Origin of the sequence: Terrisporobacter hibernicus (genome assembly GCF_020809405.1) — a bacterium.
GTDB classification, from domain to species: domain Bacteria; phylum Bacillota; class Clostridia; order Peptostreptococcales; family Peptostreptococcaceae; genus Terrisporobacter; species Terrisporobacter petrolearius.
The window spans coordinates 2,207,311-2,221,967 of the sequence record NZ_CP081135.1 but is presented as its reverse complement, the minus strand read 5'-3'; the positions used below and the strand labels follow the sequence as shown (position 1 = coordinate 2,221,967).

14 protein-coding genes, 1 tRNA gene and 1 other annotated feature are annotated in these 14,657 nt (G+C 28.6%); of the genes, 2 read left to right on the top strand and 13 right to left on the bottom strand.

Annotated features, from left to right (window positions below):
* Positions 1-98: 98 nt before the first annotated feature.
* From JW646_RS10980 to JW646_RS10965, 4 genes are all read right to left on the bottom strand, one after another.
* The gene (locus tag JW646_RS10980) at positions 99-821 is read right to left on the bottom strand and encodes an amino acid ABC transporter ATP-binding protein (RefSeq protein WP_228415210.1); all 723 of its coding nucleotides are present in this window, start codon (positions 819-821) and stop codon (positions 99-101) included.
* A 24-nt stretch (positions 822-845) separates the two neighbouring features.
* On the bottom strand, positions 846-1,517 hold the full coding sequence (locus JW646_RS10975; RefSeq protein WP_228415209.1) for an amino acid ABC transporter permease: 672 nt from the start codon (positions 1,515-1,517) through the stop codon (positions 846-848).
* Positions 1,518-1,541: 24 nt separating this feature from the next.
* On the bottom strand, positions 1,542-2,384 hold the full coding sequence (locus JW646_RS10970) for a transporter substrate-binding domain-containing protein (RefSeq protein ID WP_228415208.1): 843 nt from the start codon (positions 2,382-2,384) through the stop codon (positions 1,542-1,544).
* A gap of 75 nt (positions 2,385-2,459) precedes the next feature.
* Positions 2,460-2,674, bottom strand: a binding site (T-box leader).
* 91 nt (positions 2,675-2,765) lie between these two features.
* Complete coding sequence (locus JW646_RS10965; RefSeq protein WP_228415207.1) at positions 2,766-4,808, bottom strand: ATP-dependent helicase; 2,043 nt, start codon at positions 4,806-4,808, stop codon at positions 2,766-2,768.
* Positions 4,809-4,938: 130 nt separating this feature from the next.
* Here JW646_RS10965 and JW646_RS10960 point away from each other — a divergent pair, with 130 nt between their 5' ends.
* Positions 4,939-5,856, top strand: a complete 918-nt coding sequence (locus JW646_RS10960) for a ribonuclease H-like domain-containing protein (protein WP_228415206.1) — start codon at positions 4,939-4,941, stop codon at positions 5,854-5,856.
* A 63-nt stretch (positions 5,857-5,919) separates the two neighbouring features.
* Here JW646_RS10960 and JW646_RS10955 read toward each other — a convergent pair whose 3' ends face one another.
* Together JW646_RS10955 and JW646_RS10950 are read right to left on the bottom strand one after the other, a co-directional pair.
* The gene (locus tag JW646_RS10955; RefSeq protein WP_228415205.1) at positions 5,920-6,684 is read right to left on the bottom strand and encodes a YdcF family protein; all 765 of its coding nucleotides are present in this window, start codon (positions 6,682-6,684) and stop codon (positions 5,920-5,922) included.
* 141 nt (positions 6,685-6,825) lie between these two features.
* The gene (locus JW646_RS10950) at positions 6,826-8,391 is read right to left on the bottom strand and encodes a ClC family H(+)/Cl(-) exchange transporter (RefSeq protein ID WP_074919934.1); all 1,566 of its coding nucleotides are present in this window, start codon (positions 8,389-8,391) and stop codon (positions 6,826-6,828) included.
* A gap of 153 nt (positions 8,392-8,544) precedes the next feature.
* On the opposite strand from JW646_RS10950, the gene JW646_RS10945 reads away from it, so the two are divergent.
* Entirely contained in the window at positions 8,545-9,780 is a 1,236-nt protein-coding gene (locus tag JW646_RS10945) for a cation:proton antiporter (protein WP_228415204.1), read from the top strand.
* Between the two features lie 123 nt (positions 9,781-9,903).
* Here the strand turns inward: JW646_RS10945 and JW646_RS10940 are convergent.
* The 7 genes from JW646_RS10940 to JW646_RS10910 form a co-directional block, all read right to left on the bottom strand.
* Positions 9,904-9,996, bottom strand: a tRNA-Ser gene (locus JW646_RS10940).
* A 140-nt stretch (positions 9,997-10,136) separates the two neighbouring features.
* Positions 10,137-10,445 carry a hypothetical protein gene (locus JW646_RS10935; protein WP_074919936.1) on the bottom strand — a complete coding sequence of 103 codons (309 nt, stop codon included), beginning with the start codon at positions 10,443-10,445 and terminating at the stop codon, positions 10,137-10,139.
* 13 nt (positions 10,446-10,458) lie between these two features.
* Positions 10,459-10,875: a DUF3842 family protein gene (locus JW646_RS10930; RefSeq protein WP_074919937.1), complete on the bottom strand. Its 417-nt coding sequence runs from the start codon at positions 10,873-10,875 to the stop codon at positions 10,459-10,461.
* Positions 10,876-10,900: 25 nt separating this feature from the next.
* Entirely contained in the window at positions 10,901-11,092 is a 192-nt protein-coding gene (locus JW646_RS10925) for a CooT family nickel-binding protein (protein WP_074919938.1), read from the bottom strand.
* A gap of 215 nt (positions 11,093-11,307) precedes the next feature.
* Positions 11,308-12,165, bottom strand: a complete 858-nt coding sequence (locus JW646_RS10920) for an ABC transporter ATP-binding protein (protein ID WP_074919939.1) — start codon at positions 12,163-12,165, stop codon at positions 11,308-11,310.
* Positions 12,165-13,247, bottom strand: a complete 1,083-nt coding sequence (locus tag JW646_RS10915) for a FecCD family ABC transporter permease (protein ID WP_074919940.1) — start codon at positions 13,245-13,247, stop codon at positions 12,165-12,167. Before JW646_RS10915 ends, JW646_RS10920 begins: the two co-directional genes overlap by 1 nt.
* Entirely contained in the window at positions 13,247-14,272 is a 1,026-nt protein-coding gene (locus tag JW646_RS10910; protein WP_074919941.1) for an ABC transporter substrate-binding protein, read from the bottom strand. Before JW646_RS10910 ends, JW646_RS10915 begins: the two co-directional genes overlap by 1 nt.
* Between the last annotated feature and the right edge of the window lie 385 nt (positions 14,273-14,657).

Below are 14,657 nucleotides of genomic sequence, written 5' to 3'. Positions count from 1 at the left end.
GTATTATCCAATTAAATTACAGTAATATTGTATACCTTAATTTATTACAATAAAAAAACTTCCAAAGATAATCTGGAAGTTTTTTTATAATAATATACTTATAAAACTTTGGCTAAAAATTCTTTTGTTCTTTCATTAACAGGATTATTAAACACATTTTCCGGTGTGTCTTCTTCTATTATTTTTCCACCGTCTACAAATATAACTCTATCTGCTACTTCTTTTGCAAATCCCATTTCATGAGTTACTATTGCCATAGTCATACCTTCATTAGCTAGTTCTTTTATAACATCAAGAACTTCTTTTACCATTTCTGGATCTAGTGCTGATGTTGGTTCATCAAATAACATCATGTCAGGCTCCATTGCCAAAGCTCTAGCTATGGCGATTCTTTGTTTTTGACCACCTGATAGTTGTGATGGATATGCATCTTTTTTATCCAGTAATCCTACTCTATTTAATAGTATCTGAGCCTTTTTATTTGCTTCTTCTTTACTTAATTTTTTTATTTTACTAGGAGCTAAAGTTATATTATCTAAAACAGTCATATGAGGGAATAAGTTGAAGTTTTGAAAAACCATTCCTATATTTTGTCTTACTTCATCAATATTAACTTTTTTACCTGTTATGTTTTTACCTTCAAATATTATTTCACCTTCAGTAGGCTCCTCAAGTAAGTTCATACATCTAAGCACTGTACTTTTTCCTGATCCACTGGGACCTACTATGGCAACTATTTCACCTTTATCAATGTGTAAATCTATGCCTTTAAGCACATGTAAATTTCCGAATGATTTATGCAAATTATTTATTTTTATCATATTATCACTTTTCCTTATATTATTCTAATTTGACTGAGCTAGTTTTTTCTCTAACATACCTACTAATTTAGATAATACAGTAGTTATTATAAGATACATTATTGCCGCTACAATAAATGGTTCGAATGGCTTGGCAATAGATGTTCTAATTATAGAAGCTTTAAACATAAGGTCTTGAATGCCTATAACAGAAATTATTGCGGATTCCTTTACCAAAGTTATAAACTCATTAGCAAGAGCTGGCAATATATTTTTGATTGCTTGAGGTATAATGACAAATTTCATTGTATCTGAATACCCAAGTCCTAAAGATCTGCTTGCTTCCATTTGGCCTTTGTCAACTGCTTGTATTCCAGATCTTAATATTTCTGCTACATATGCACTTGAATTTATAGATAATGCAAATGCTCCTGTTATAAATTCGCTACTTAAAGGCCCGATTGAAGGAAATTGTATCCCGAACTGAGGTAATCCATAATAAACAATATATACTTGAACCAATAAAGGTGTACCTCTTAATATTTGCACGTAAGCTGATCCTATAAGTTTTAATATCTTGAAATTAGACATTTTCATAAGACATATTAATAACCCCAGCATAAGACCTAATATTACGCCAATTATTGAAATCGATATAGTAACTCCTAATCCTTCAAAAAGTAAGTTATAATATCCATTTAATCTACTAAAATCCATATTTCCATCTCCCAATTATATTGACTATTTTTCTGCTAATTTTAATGCATCTTGCATATATCCATCCATTTTCTTTTCATCTTTTAATCTTTTTATTGTATTATTTATTGATTTCACTAAAGAAGTATTATCAAAATCATCTGTAGATTTTTTTATAGCTGCTGCTGTTGATTCTGCAACTTCCTGACCAACTGTAGTTTTTCCTATTGATAAGCCATCGTATTGACCTATATTTATATTAGCAACATTTTTCCCAGTCACTATAACATCTATATTTCCATTTTTAAGATCCATCATTAAATCTGGAATTCTTTTTAGTTGTTTTGCACTAGTCATACCTAATGTGTTAGTTACATAATCTGCTTGAGTTGTTCCACTTTGAACACCCACTTTTAAATTTTTTAAATCATCTGCTGATTTAACCATATCTTCTTTACCTTTTTTTACTATACATACATTGCTATCTTCATAAAATAATTCAGAGAAATCTACACTTTTCTTTCTCTCTTCATTTGGAGTCATTCCTGATAATACTATGTCAACTTTTCCAGCATCTAAAGCTCCAAGTAATCCGTCAAAATCCATATCTTTATATTCAACTTTAACATCTAAATCTTTTGCTATTTCTTCTGCCATAGTTATATCAAACCCTACTATTTTATCTTCTCCATCAACTTTTTTATGGAATTCATATGGAGCATAATCTGCACTTGTTCCAACCACCAATACTCCTGCATCCTTAATTTGTTGAAGTTTATCCGCTACCTCAGTTTTATCTCCTTTATCTCCACCACTTGAACATCCTACTAATGACATTGTCATCATTGCAGCCAACGTTAACCCTAATATTTTCTTTAATCCTTTCATCTCAATATCCTCCCTTTATACATTTATATAATTAACTTAGTTTTCCAAAATAAAAAAGTCCCTTAGTCATAATGACTAAGAGACGAATTAACCGCGTTACCACTCTTGTTGATAGGCAGTGCACTTACCTATCCACTCAAACCCTTAAGGCAGGCGCTACCTATTATCATACTTAAGTTCTGATAATCTTCTCCAAAGCTCTCTTCACTCTAAACTTTATTATTAGGCTTACACCATACCCTAACTCGCTGTAACTCCATTTAGGCTACTCTCTTTTTCATAGAATTTTCTTTTTCAAATTATTAATAAGATTATAGTCAGATAATTTACCTTTGTCAATAATAAATTTCAGAATTTTTGAATTTTTGTTCATGTTTTTATTTATAGCTGCTTTATAATATTATTTCTCATGCATAATTTGTAATCTAAAGTTTTTTCTTCATTTTTAAACTTAACTTGTACCATATCCCCATCTTTACCCACAATTCTTCCATTTCCAAAACTTTTGTGATAAAGTTTATCCCCAATTTTAACACTTTTCATCTCTTCTTTTGTGGGGTTTTTTATATCATTCAAAAATCTTGATTCATAAGCTTTTTTGCCGTATTTATTTATGGGAGAACTTAAGGTTAAACTTTCTTCTGCACGAGTCATACCTACATACATAAGCCTTCTTTCTTCTTCTATTTGGTCAGCCTTTTTGTCATCATCATCAACATCATAAGACTTTTCATGAGGAATTGTTCCTTCATTAATTCCTATAATATAAACATATCTGAACTCAAGTCCCTTAGCGCTATGCATGGTAGTAAATACTACTCCATCTAATTCCTTTTTATACTGATTTTGCTCTAATTCTGACTTAACTTTTTCTATATGATCTAGATATTCTTCAATATTTTCAAAGTTAGATGCAGAACTTTCTATCTCATTCAAAATTTCTATTAATCCATTTGTCTTTATTTTTCTATTAACACAATAATCTAAAATATACTTATCATAATCTAAGGTTGTTCTTATATATGATATGGCATCTTGTGGACATTGATGTTTTAAATAACTTATATCAATATCCAAATCATTTATAGTTTTCACTTGCTTTGGATGAAGATTACATTTTGTTATTAAAGCATTTACAAAGTCTTTGTCTTCTTTAATTTGATTCAAATTATCTCTAGATATATATCTAAAAGGTTTATTAATAATCCTTATCCAATCCTCATTGCTATGTTTTTTTACAGCAATTTTTAAGTAAGATAAGATATCTCTTGCTGCCCAGTGGTCGTATATTGTCACTATTGAGTCTTTTATTGTGAAAGGTATCCTCATGTCCATAAACACATCTACAAGAGCTCTAGATTGAATATTTGTCCTGTAGATCACTGCAAAATCCCTATATTCTACATAATCCTTTTTAATTTCTTCTAAAATTTCTTTTCCAATTTGAATTGCCTCATCTTCTGAATCCTTTGGTTTAATATAATTTACTATTGCACCTTCACCTTGATTGCATTTTATAGTTTTATCATATCTGCTCACATTTTTTTCTATTAATTTATTAGATACATCAATTATTTCTTTTTTAGATCTGTAATTAATATCTAACAAAATCTTTTCTGTCCATTTAAAATACTCTTCAAACTGTAATAAAAAATCAGGTCTAGAACCTCTAAATCCATATATACTTTGGTCTTCATCTCCTACAACAAATATATTGTTATTTGGATTTGACATTAGTTTTAGTACTTCAAATTGCACTCTATTTATATCCTGGAACTCATCTACTAAAATATATTTATAAACTTGTCTAACCATATCTAAAGCCTGTTTATTTTGGTTCAACAAATAATAAGTTCTCAGCAACATATCATCAAAATCTATTTTTTTAACTTGTTCCTTATATTCTTCGTACATATTGTAAGTATTTGTAAATTCATCTTTTGTTAAAATTTCTGATTCAAAATCTTGCTTGTCCATTAGCTCATTTTTAACATAAGAAATCTCATTTATAACTTGTCCAACTGTTTCATCATCTTCGCCATTTTCTACTTTTAGATTTTTAAGTATGCCTCTAATAGTATTTCTTTTTGTTTTTTCATCAAGAATACTATTCATCTCGTATCTTCCAAAATATCTTAAAATTTTATAAAAAATAGCATGAAATGTTCCAAAAGTAACTTTATTTATTCTACTATCCTTGCAAATTTGAAGAGCTCTGTTTCTCATTTCCATGGAAGAGTTCTTTGTGAAACTTATTGCTAATATTCTTGTTGGAGGAATATTTTTATTCATTATCATATTGGCTATTCTATAAGTTATAACTCTTGTTTTACCTGATCCAGGCCCAGCCAATACCATGCATGGTCCTTCTACATGCTCCACTGCTTTTCTTTGGTTTTCGTTTAATTTATCTTTATCAATCATCTTTTCCCACCTTGAAGTATTTGTCTATTTATTTATAAAATTACATTTACTATCATTTCTATTTAATATATGATTAAATTACTTTATTCAACGTCTATTATAGTACAAAATTGAAAAAAGGAGAAATATCATGAAAATTATAGAAAAAATACTAATAGGTGAAAAATTAAACATGAATAATGACACCTTTATATTCGACATTGAAACTACTGGACTAAATCCAAAATTTTGCAAAGTTATTTTAATAGGTATTCTATATAATTGCCAAGATAAGACTGTTATTAAACAATTTTTTGCAGAAAATGAAGAGGAAGAAAAAGAATTACTTCTAGCTTTTGTTCATAATATTAAATGTTTCAAAAGACATGTAACTTATAATGGCCTAAGTTTTGATATAGGATTTGTAAATTATAGATTAAAAAAACACCACATTGATTTTAATTTAAATAAAGAAGATGACTTTGATATTTTTAGATTTATAAAACCATTTAAATCTCCTTTAGGCTTAGAGGATTGTAGTTTAAACTCAGTTGAAACATACTTTAATATTCATAGAGATGATGTTATAGATGGTGGAGAAAGCGTAAAATTATATAAAGAATTTGTTAAAAACAAAGACCATAAGCTTCTAGATACTATTCTTTTACATAATTACGAAGATATTTATAATTTAAGTAAACTTATAAATATTAAAGATTTAATAAAAGAAAAGTTGGATTTAATAGAACTAGGTGGTAGTAATTATAATCTTAAAATTTTTCCTTTAAACTACAAATTAAATGCAAAAAAATTATGTATGAATTATTTTATTTTCACTGGAGAACACCATAATATTTCAATATACAACGACAATTATTCTATAATATGCCAAAATAATAATATTTCTCTGGAAATAAATATCAATAAAGGTATAGATAGAGACAAAAATAACATATTATTTTATAATTTATCGAAAATTATTCCACTTAAATTCAATGATAATATTTTAGAAGATAATATTTATTCTTTATGTGATTTTATTATTAAAAAAGAACTTAATAATATTTAAATTATTGAACATAAAAAGCTATATAACTAGATTATTTTCACCTAGCTATATAGCTTATTTAAGTCAACTAAAAAAGCTAATTTTTATACTTCTATAAAAGTCTATAACACTTGTCGAGTACTCCCTTATCATGTAATATATCCTACTAGATAAACTACTTTTTGAACACAAACCTTCATTATCAATTCCCAAAATATTCGCTATAAATCTTCCCCTAAATAAATGATAATCACTGGTAACGATTAAAGCTTTATTTTCTAAGTTTAAATCTTCCATTATCTCTTTGCTAAACATTATGTTTTCCAAAGTTGTAGTTGCTTTATTTTCTAATATTATATTATCTTCATCTACTCCATTTTTTACAAGATAATTTTTCATTGCCCATGCTTCAGTCATTACTTCGTCCTCACCTTGGCCACCAGATACAATTATATTTATATGTTTATTTTCATTATAGTACTCAATTGCTTTGTCTAACCTTTGTTTTAGAGTCTTAGACACACCATATTTATTTACTTTAGCCCCCAAAACTATCATCGTGTCCATACTATTTGTAGAATTTATATCCTTAGCCATATACATATTTATGATTATTGCACTTTCCAATAAAATAAACGATGTTATAAATAATATCATTACTACTTTATAAATTTTGTATATTACTTTTGTATATTTATTTTTATAAGCAATATTTTTAGCACTTATTAATAAATATATAAGTACATTTGATACAATTATAAATACTGCAGAAAAACTTAGTCCCCATTGAGATAATGCTAATATTATTGGAATACTTAGTACTATAAGTAATTTTATATTTTTATTCACAACTATTCTCCCTTTCAATTTACGATTATCCGTTATTTGCAGTCAATTATAGCATACTATATTAAAACTCAAAAAGGAGTGATTTAGTCAATGTTAAATTATTCACCAAATCACTCCTTAATTCTAATTTTTAATTATTTATTAAACCGTAGATGCCATTTCTGATATATCTTCTAGCATGCAAGAAGAACTCTCTTCATTTGTCATTACTACTAATAAGTCTCCTGCATAAATTTTTGTATCTCCCCTAGGCAAAATTTCTTTTTCACCTCTATGTATTGATACAACTAAACAATTCTCTGGCCATTGTATATCTTTTATTTCTTTATTATCTAGATCGCTATATATTTGTACTACTATTTCTATTAATGTTTTCTTTCCTGCTCTACCTTCATATTTATTAGTACCTTTAGCTAAGATTCTACTAAGTAAACTTTCATAAATTGGCGCAGAATTTAAAATATCTGAAGTTAATTGAGAAACTATTACAACTACAGCTAAGGCTAATAAATGATTTAATGAACCTGTCATTTCAGAAATTAACAATATGGCTGTGATAGGTGCTTTTACTATTGATGCAAAATGACCTGCCATTGCAAGAACAATAAAGTTTACTAAATAAACATCTGGTATTCCTAAATATTTAACATATATAAGTCCTACAAAATTACCTACTAAGGCTCCTAAAACTAGTAGTGGGAAGAATATTCCTCCTGGAACTCCAGATCCAAAACTAATAAATGTAAATAGGAATTTTATAATTATTAATGAAAATAAAAATATTAAAGTAAATTGACTTTCTTTTAAGGTCATGATTAAATCATGGCCTCCACCTAGAACTATAGGACATAACATTCCTATTATTCCTGTCATTACAAAAGGAATAATACATTTTATCTCTACAGATGTGTTTAATTTTTTATATAGATCCTGAGTTTTTAAAAGACCACTACTGAATATAACTCCACTAATACCTATAATTATACCAAGGATTATCAAACCCCAATAATATTTTAAAGGTAGAGAATTTAATTTTGAAAAATGTAGGGACGGTGCCATACCAAAGAAATTTTTTGAAATAAAATCAGCAGTTAAAGATGCTATCATTGCTGATAATAGTACTAATGGTGAAAAGTTTTTGTGAGTTTCCTCCAAAGAAAACATTACACCTGATATGGGTGCATTAAATGCTGCAGAAAGACCTGCACTTGCTCCACTTGTTATTAAATACTTCTTTTCATTTTCTAGTTTTTTGCTTTTCTCCGAAATTCCCTCACCAATACAAGCTCCCATTTGTACCGATGGGCCTTCTCTTCCAAGAGAAAGTCCTGCTCCTAAGCAAATTAACCCACCTATGAACTTATAAACCAATACCTTAAACCAATTTTGTTTTAAGTTTCTAGTTAATATTCCCTCAACTTGAGGAATACCACTACCGCTTATCATAGGCTCTTTTTTTACCATTTTACCAACTATAAATCCTAAAAAAATTAAAATTAAAAATACAATAGGTATTAATATTATATTTTCTGTAGCTTTATTGTATAAATTTATAAACAGGGGGCTTGCTTTCAATAATAGCATTCTGTGTATTACAATTACTAATCCCACTATAATACCTATCAATAAAGAATCCATAATTAATCTGTATTTTAGATTTTCAAGTCGTTTTAACATATTATATACTCTGTCTTTCTTTGTATCCATAATATCTCCTTTCAAATCTAATTTTAAACATATTTCATTAAAATTACAACCAATTGAGAAGAATCTTATATGCGTTATTTAATATAGCATAATAGAATATATGTTTTTGCAAATAATAAATTTAACAAAATCATCTTAGAAAGGAAAATCATCATGACCGAGAATATTTCTGCAGTTAGTTCTAATGAGCTATTACTCGTTATGGCATCAATATCTGTACTAGGCATAATTGGTGCTTATATAGGAGAAAAATTAAAAATCCCCGATGTGGTTATATATTTATTATTTGGAGTTGCTTTTGGACCAACTTTTTTTAATTTGGTAAATATTAATTCATTCCCTGTGGCAAATGAGTTTATATTAACATTTGGCTCTGCTTTTATTCTATATGAAGGTGGTAGCGAAATTAAACTTAAGGTTTTAAATAAAGTAAAGATAACCGTTTTGTTATTATCTTCCTTTGGTGTATTTTTAACTGCTGCAATAATTGGAGTAAGTTCAAATGCTATATTAAATTTACCTCTTCAAACCAGTATTTTGCTAGGTGCTATAGTAGCTTCAACAGACCCAGCTAGCTTGATACCCGTATTTAAGCAAGTAAAAATTCAAAATACGCTAAAACAAACTATTATTAGTGAATCTGCATTTAACGATGCATTTGGGGCTATACTTTTTACTTCAATTTTAGCAAGTATAACTTTATCTCAAAAATCTAGTTTACTGGAAACTAGTTTGCAACTAGTATTTATGATTATAATCGGATTACTTGTAGGAACTGGCGTGGCACTTATTGGCACAGCATTAGCATCTACAAAAATTTACGGTATTTTTGGTAAGTATGAAGCAATAATGTCATTGGCAGTAGTAGTCTTTGCCTATGAAATATCTGAAAGATTAGGTGGTAGTGGTTATATGTCTGTTTTTATAGCAGGTTTAGTAACAGGCAATAAAAAACTTTTTAATTTATGGATAGAAGATGATATATATATAGAAGGCGTCCACTTTAGAGAGACAATTTCAACAATTGCAAGAATGGCTATATTTATAGTTCTTGGTACTCATTTAGACTTAAATTCATTAGTTAAATACGGCTGGAAAGCTTTTTTAATAGCATTAATTTTAATATTTATATCTCGTCCTATTGTTGTTATAATTTGTACATCACTTGACATAAAAGCTAAATGGAGCAAAAATGAAAAATTATTTATGATGTGGGTTAGAGAAACTGGTGTTATACCCGCTGCACTATCAGGAATTGTAGTATCAAGTAAAGTCCCTGGATATGAAGTTATATCATCTACAGTATTTATGTGTATAGTTATAACACTGTTAGTCCAAGCTAGCACAACCGGTATTGTTGCTAAAAAATTAAATGTACTAGAGGAATAGTTTTTTACTACTTTTTAAATGTATTGATAATACTTCAATTCAGGAGTTTTACACAGATTTAAAATCAACATAATTTAATAGTAAATAAAAAAGACTATGGAATAACTTCCATAGTCTTTTGATTGGCGGAGAAGGAGGGATTCGAACCCTCGCACCGGTTTAATCCAGCCTAATCCCTTAGCAGGGGATCCTCTTGAGCCGCTTGAGTACTTCTCCAATACTATTTTATTATATTATATGAAAACCTTTTTGTCAACTATTAGTATTTATTAAATATTATTTGTTATCAATATTTAATTTTATTATTAACAAAAGCAAAGAAAATTTTCATATTCTTTGCTTTTTATCTTATATAACTACATATTTTTTTTAGCTTCTAATAACATCTCATTAGCTTGTTGCATACATGCAATTGCTTTTTCTATATACTCAGCAGTTTCTTCTTTACCCATTTCTTTTGCTTTGTTTACCCATTCTCTAAAACCTTCTTCATGAGATTGGTTATGGTTAACCCAGTGTACTAATAAAATGTTTAAAGTTTTTTCATCCTTGCTTACTTCTTCCTCGTGATTATGACAGTTTCCTCCACAACCACATTCAGCATGTACATGATCGTGCTCATGATGATGACCTTCATGATATAGAGCTACATTTTTATTAAACATTTTAAACTCCCCCTTATTTTATATTAAATTCTCTTTTTATTATTTTAATCGTATCTTTAATTAATAATGATAACGGTTTGCCTTCTATACCTATTACTTCAAAATTTTCTGGCATTATTGGTAATAATATTTTAAACGCTTCACTATCACATACGGCCTCACTTATAGTACTTGTCACTTCTCCCATCATGGTATTGGGCATTACAATTGAAATAGGCGAAACAATTATATTGGCTTTTTTTGAAGATACTACTATGGCATTTTCTCCTGTTGCACCTTTATTTGCACGAGCCTTCATCATGGCACTTGTAGCTATTGAATTCGTACCTAATGCATATATTTCCATATATGATGGTAGTTCTTCTCTTAGCGCACTAACTACTTGAGCTCCTATACCGCCACCCATTCCGTCTATTACTGCAATTATCATATTTGACCTACCTCTAATTTGATTTTTATTTTTCTGCTAAGATTATTTTGTGGTCCATTAATCTTATTTCTTTAATAAAACCATCAACTATTTTTTGTTCTCCCAGCAAATCTGTTAAGTAAACCTTTCCTTCAGCTGGATCTACGTTTACCACATTTTCCATTACTTTTTCTAATTGATTATCTTTTCCTAATACAAATGCAGATGATTCACACATATAAAAATCCCCCTTAACTATATAAATCTAATCAAAAAAAGATTTCTAAAGGCATTACAATACCATAAGAAACCTTCCTGATTTCGCTTACAAATTTTTCTATTAATATAAGTATATACTCATATTATTTGCAAGTCAAACACTTAAGTACAATTTATTTTCTACAATAAAAAGTATTGCAAAAAATCCTTGTTTTCCTATTGTATTTTACTAAATTAGACATATATTTGATTTTCTTCATGAGAATGTAATCCTGTAAATCCATCTTCATGTATATGGTTATTACCTACCCCATTTATATGCTCATGAGTATGCATAAAAGATACTTGTAGTTTTTTGTTAATTGGATTTTTACCTACATAAGCATTTACTCCAAATATTTCTTTTAATGTTTGGGCTGTTATTACTTCTTCCACATTTCCGAATTTTTTTATTTTCCCGTCTTTCATAACTATTAAATAATCACAATACATAGATGCTATATTCATATCATGTATTGCCGATAATGTTGTTATTTTCATACTTTTCACTAAATCCATTAACTGTATTTGATACCCTATATCTAAATGATTTGTTGGTTCGTCTAATATTAAAAAATCTGTATTTTGTACTAATGCCCTTGCAATTAAAGCTCTTTGTTTTTCTCCTCCTGACAAGTTTGAAAAACTTCTATGACTATAATCATCTAAACCTACTTTTTTTAACATTTCTGATACCATTTTTAGATCATCCTTAGAGTAATCTTCAAAAACCGATTTATAAGGATATCTCCCCATTTTTACTATTTGCTCCACAGTGAAGTCAAACTGAGAATTACTTTCCTGAGCTAATACAGCTATTTCTTTTGCACATTCTTTATCTTTCATTGTAAATAAGTCTTTATTATCTAAAATTATCTTCCCACTTGAAGGTTTGTATAATCTATATATATTTTTTAATAAAGTAGATTTTCCTGAACCATTTGGCCCTATAATACCTACAAAACTTCCTTTAGGAACATCAAAGGATATATCTTTCAATATTTCTTTATTATCTATACTAAATCTTAAATTTTTCACTTGAATTTTTTGCATTATTCTTTTCCTCCAAAGTCATAATTTCTATTAGAAATTAAATATAAGAAGAATGGACCGCCAACTAACGCTGTTATTATTCCTATAGGTATTTCTATTGGTGGGAAAAGCCCTCTTGCAAATACATCTGATATTATTAAAAATATTGAGCCTACTAAAGAAGAAAGTACTATTAACTTTTTATGATCATTTCCTCCAATAGTTCTACACACATGTGGTACTACAAGGCCTATAAATCCAATTGCACCTGTTATTGCAACTAAAGATGATGTTAATAATGTGGCTAAAATTAATATGGTAGATTTTATAAACTTCACATTTATACCCAAAACTATGGCATTATCATCTCCTAAAAGCAGTATATCTAAAGATTTTGACATTATAAACACTATTATCATAACTATAACTAATACGATAAATGGAAGTAATAATACATCCCATTTTGCTCCACCTAAACTACCCACAGTCCAAAACAGTGCATTTTTAGCTTGATTAGAATTTTCTGCTGAATATATAAGTAAATTAGTTAATGCTGAAAATATTGTTGATATTGCCATTCCTGTAAGCACAAGTCTTGTTGTTGATGTTGTCTTTCCCATTTTAGTACCTATGGCAAATACCAATACTCCTGATATTATAGATCCAACAAATGCACCTGCACTAACACTGTTAATTCCTATTGCTGATACCCCTCCAAGAACAATTACTCCAACGGCTCCACAAGATGCACCTGACGATATTCCTAATATATATGGCTCTGCTATTGGGTTTTTTGTCACACATTGCATCATAACACCACAAAGGGCCAATCCAGCTCCACATATTGCTCCTAATAATACTCTAGGGAATCTAATTTCCCATATTATATTTTGCGTCATAACAGTTCCCACATCACCAAATAAACTTCCTTTTGTTAACTTATTCAGTAGTACTTTGTATACTTCTCCAGGCTCTATGTATGTACTACCCACAGCAATAGCAATAACTGCTGTTGCTGCTAATATGACTGTTAACAATAGTATCCAAAACAAGAAACCTTTCTTATTAGAAAGGCTTTTATTTTGTTTTATTGATATTTCCATTATTTATTTTCTCCATGAAAATATCCATACATTTCTTCTATTAACTTAGGATTTCTGATTCCTGGAGATAAATCTGCTAATCCTACAACATATATCTTATTATTTTTTATAGCTGATACATCTTTTAATGCTGGATGAGATTTTAAAAATTCAATTTTTTCTTTAACTGGTTCTCCAGCCATAAAATCAGTTACTAATATTACCTCTGGGTTTTGTGCTACTATACTTTCAAAAGAAACATTTATATATGGTTTTTCTGCATCTTTTCCAAATATATTACTTCCACCTGCTAACTCAATTAAATTATTAGCAAGACCTGATCCAACTACCATGGCGTCTTTTTCTCCTGAATCATATACCATCATTTTTACTCTATCTTCATCTTTTATATTTCCTAATTTATCAGTTACTGATTTTATATCACTTTTCATTTTATTTATTACTTCTGTTGATTTATCTTGAACCCCAAATATTTTTCCAAGTAGTTCAAAATCTTCATAAACAGTCTCTACTGTAGCATCTGCAGAATATGATTTAGCCATAAATGGTGCTATATCCTTTTCAATAAGTTCTTGTGGAGAACCTGTTGTTTGCTCGCTTATTGATGAGTCCCAACCACTAACAAAATCTGCTCCTGTAGCCATAAATCCTTCTTTTGCTACAGAATGCCCCTCACCTATTTTAAGTTGCGGTATCTTTTCATAAGCTTCCTTAAATTCTGGAAGTATTGGGTTATCTAGAAGTGCTGTTCCTATAATTCTATCTCCTAAATCTAATGCAAGTAACATCTCTGTCATAAATTGCGATAAAGTTACAGCTTTTTGTCTTGGAGTTTCTACTTTTACATCATAATCTTTTGCTCCATCAGAATATGTATACTCTACTTTTTCAAAGTTGCTTGATTCAACTTTAGTTTCTGGTGTTTCTGTCTTATTATTATTAGATGAACACCCAACAGCACCTAATGTCAAACTTATTACTGATACTACTGCTAATACTCTTTTTAAACTTTTACTTTTTACCATAAAATTTTCCCCCTAAAATTACTCTTCTTATGTTTATTAAATATAAAAGACCATGAGATTGTATATGTCAATAAAGACATATAAAACCTTCATGGTCTTAATTACTGTGTTTATGTTGTTATTATGTAGCATTAAATCTTATCTTAACTTTTTCTCATATTAATCTTCTGATAAATACTTAGCACTTCTTGTGCTTTATTCAATAATAATATAACATTTTTTACTTTATCTGTAAATAATGTAAAATATTTGCAGAATATTAAATATTATACATAATACTACATTTTTTTATTTTTATACAAAATACGACACATATAATTTATTTAACATTATAAAAAAGCTATGAATTGCACAGTTTTACCTGATTCCATAGCTTTTTTATCTG

Bases quoted from the DNA above. Each gene is read 5' to 3' on its own strand.
- JW646_RS10960 (WP_228415206.1), top strand. From the start codon at position 4,939: ATGAAAATTATAGAAAAAATACTAATAGGTGAAAAATTAAACATGAAT.
- JW646_RS10980 (WP_228415210.1), bottom strand. From the start codon at position 821: ATGATAAAAATAAATAATTTGCATAAATCATTCGGAAATTTACATGTG.
- JW646_RS10965 (WP_228415207.1), bottom strand. From the start codon at position 4,808: ATGATTGATAAAGATAAATTAAACGAAAACCAAAGAAAAGCAGTGGAG.
- JW646_RS10950 (WP_074919934.1), bottom strand. From the start codon at position 8,391: ATGGATACAAAGAAAGACAGAGTATATAATATGTTAAAACGACTTGAA.
- JW646_RS10925 (WP_074919938.1), bottom strand. From the start codon at position 11,092: ATGTGTGAATCATCTGCATTTGTATTAGGAAAAGATAATCAATTAGAA.
- JW646_RS10915 (WP_074919940.1), bottom strand. From the start codon at position 13,247: ATGGAAATATCAATAAAACAAAATAAAAGCCTTTCTAATAAGAAAGGT.
- JW646_RS10910 (WP_074919941.1), bottom strand. From the start codon at position 14,272: ATGGTAAAAAGTAAAAGTTTAAAAAGAGTATTAGCAGTAGTATCAGTA.
- JW646_RS10920 (WP_074919939.1), bottom strand. From the start codon at position 12,165: ATGCAAAAAATTCAAGTGAAAAATTTAAGATTTAGTATAGATAATAAA.
- JW646_RS10970 (WP_228415208.1), bottom strand. From the start codon at position 2,384: ATGAAAGGATTAAAGAAAATATTAGGGTTAACGTTGGCTGCAATGATG.
- JW646_RS10945 (WP_228415204.1), top strand. From the start codon at position 8,545: ATGACCGAGAATATTTCTGCAGTTAGTTCTAATGAGCTATTACTCGTT.
- JW646_RS10935 (WP_074919936.1), bottom strand. From the start codon at position 10,445: ATGTTTAATAAAAATGTAGCTCTATATCATGAAGGTCATCATCATGAG.
- JW646_RS10975 (WP_228415209.1), bottom strand. From the start codon at position 1,517: ATGGATTTTAGTAGATTAAATGGATATTATAACTTACTTTTTGAAGGA.
- JW646_RS10930 (WP_074919937.1), bottom strand. From the start codon at position 10,875: ATGATAATTGCAGTAATAGACGGAATGGGTGGCGGTATAGGAGCTCAA.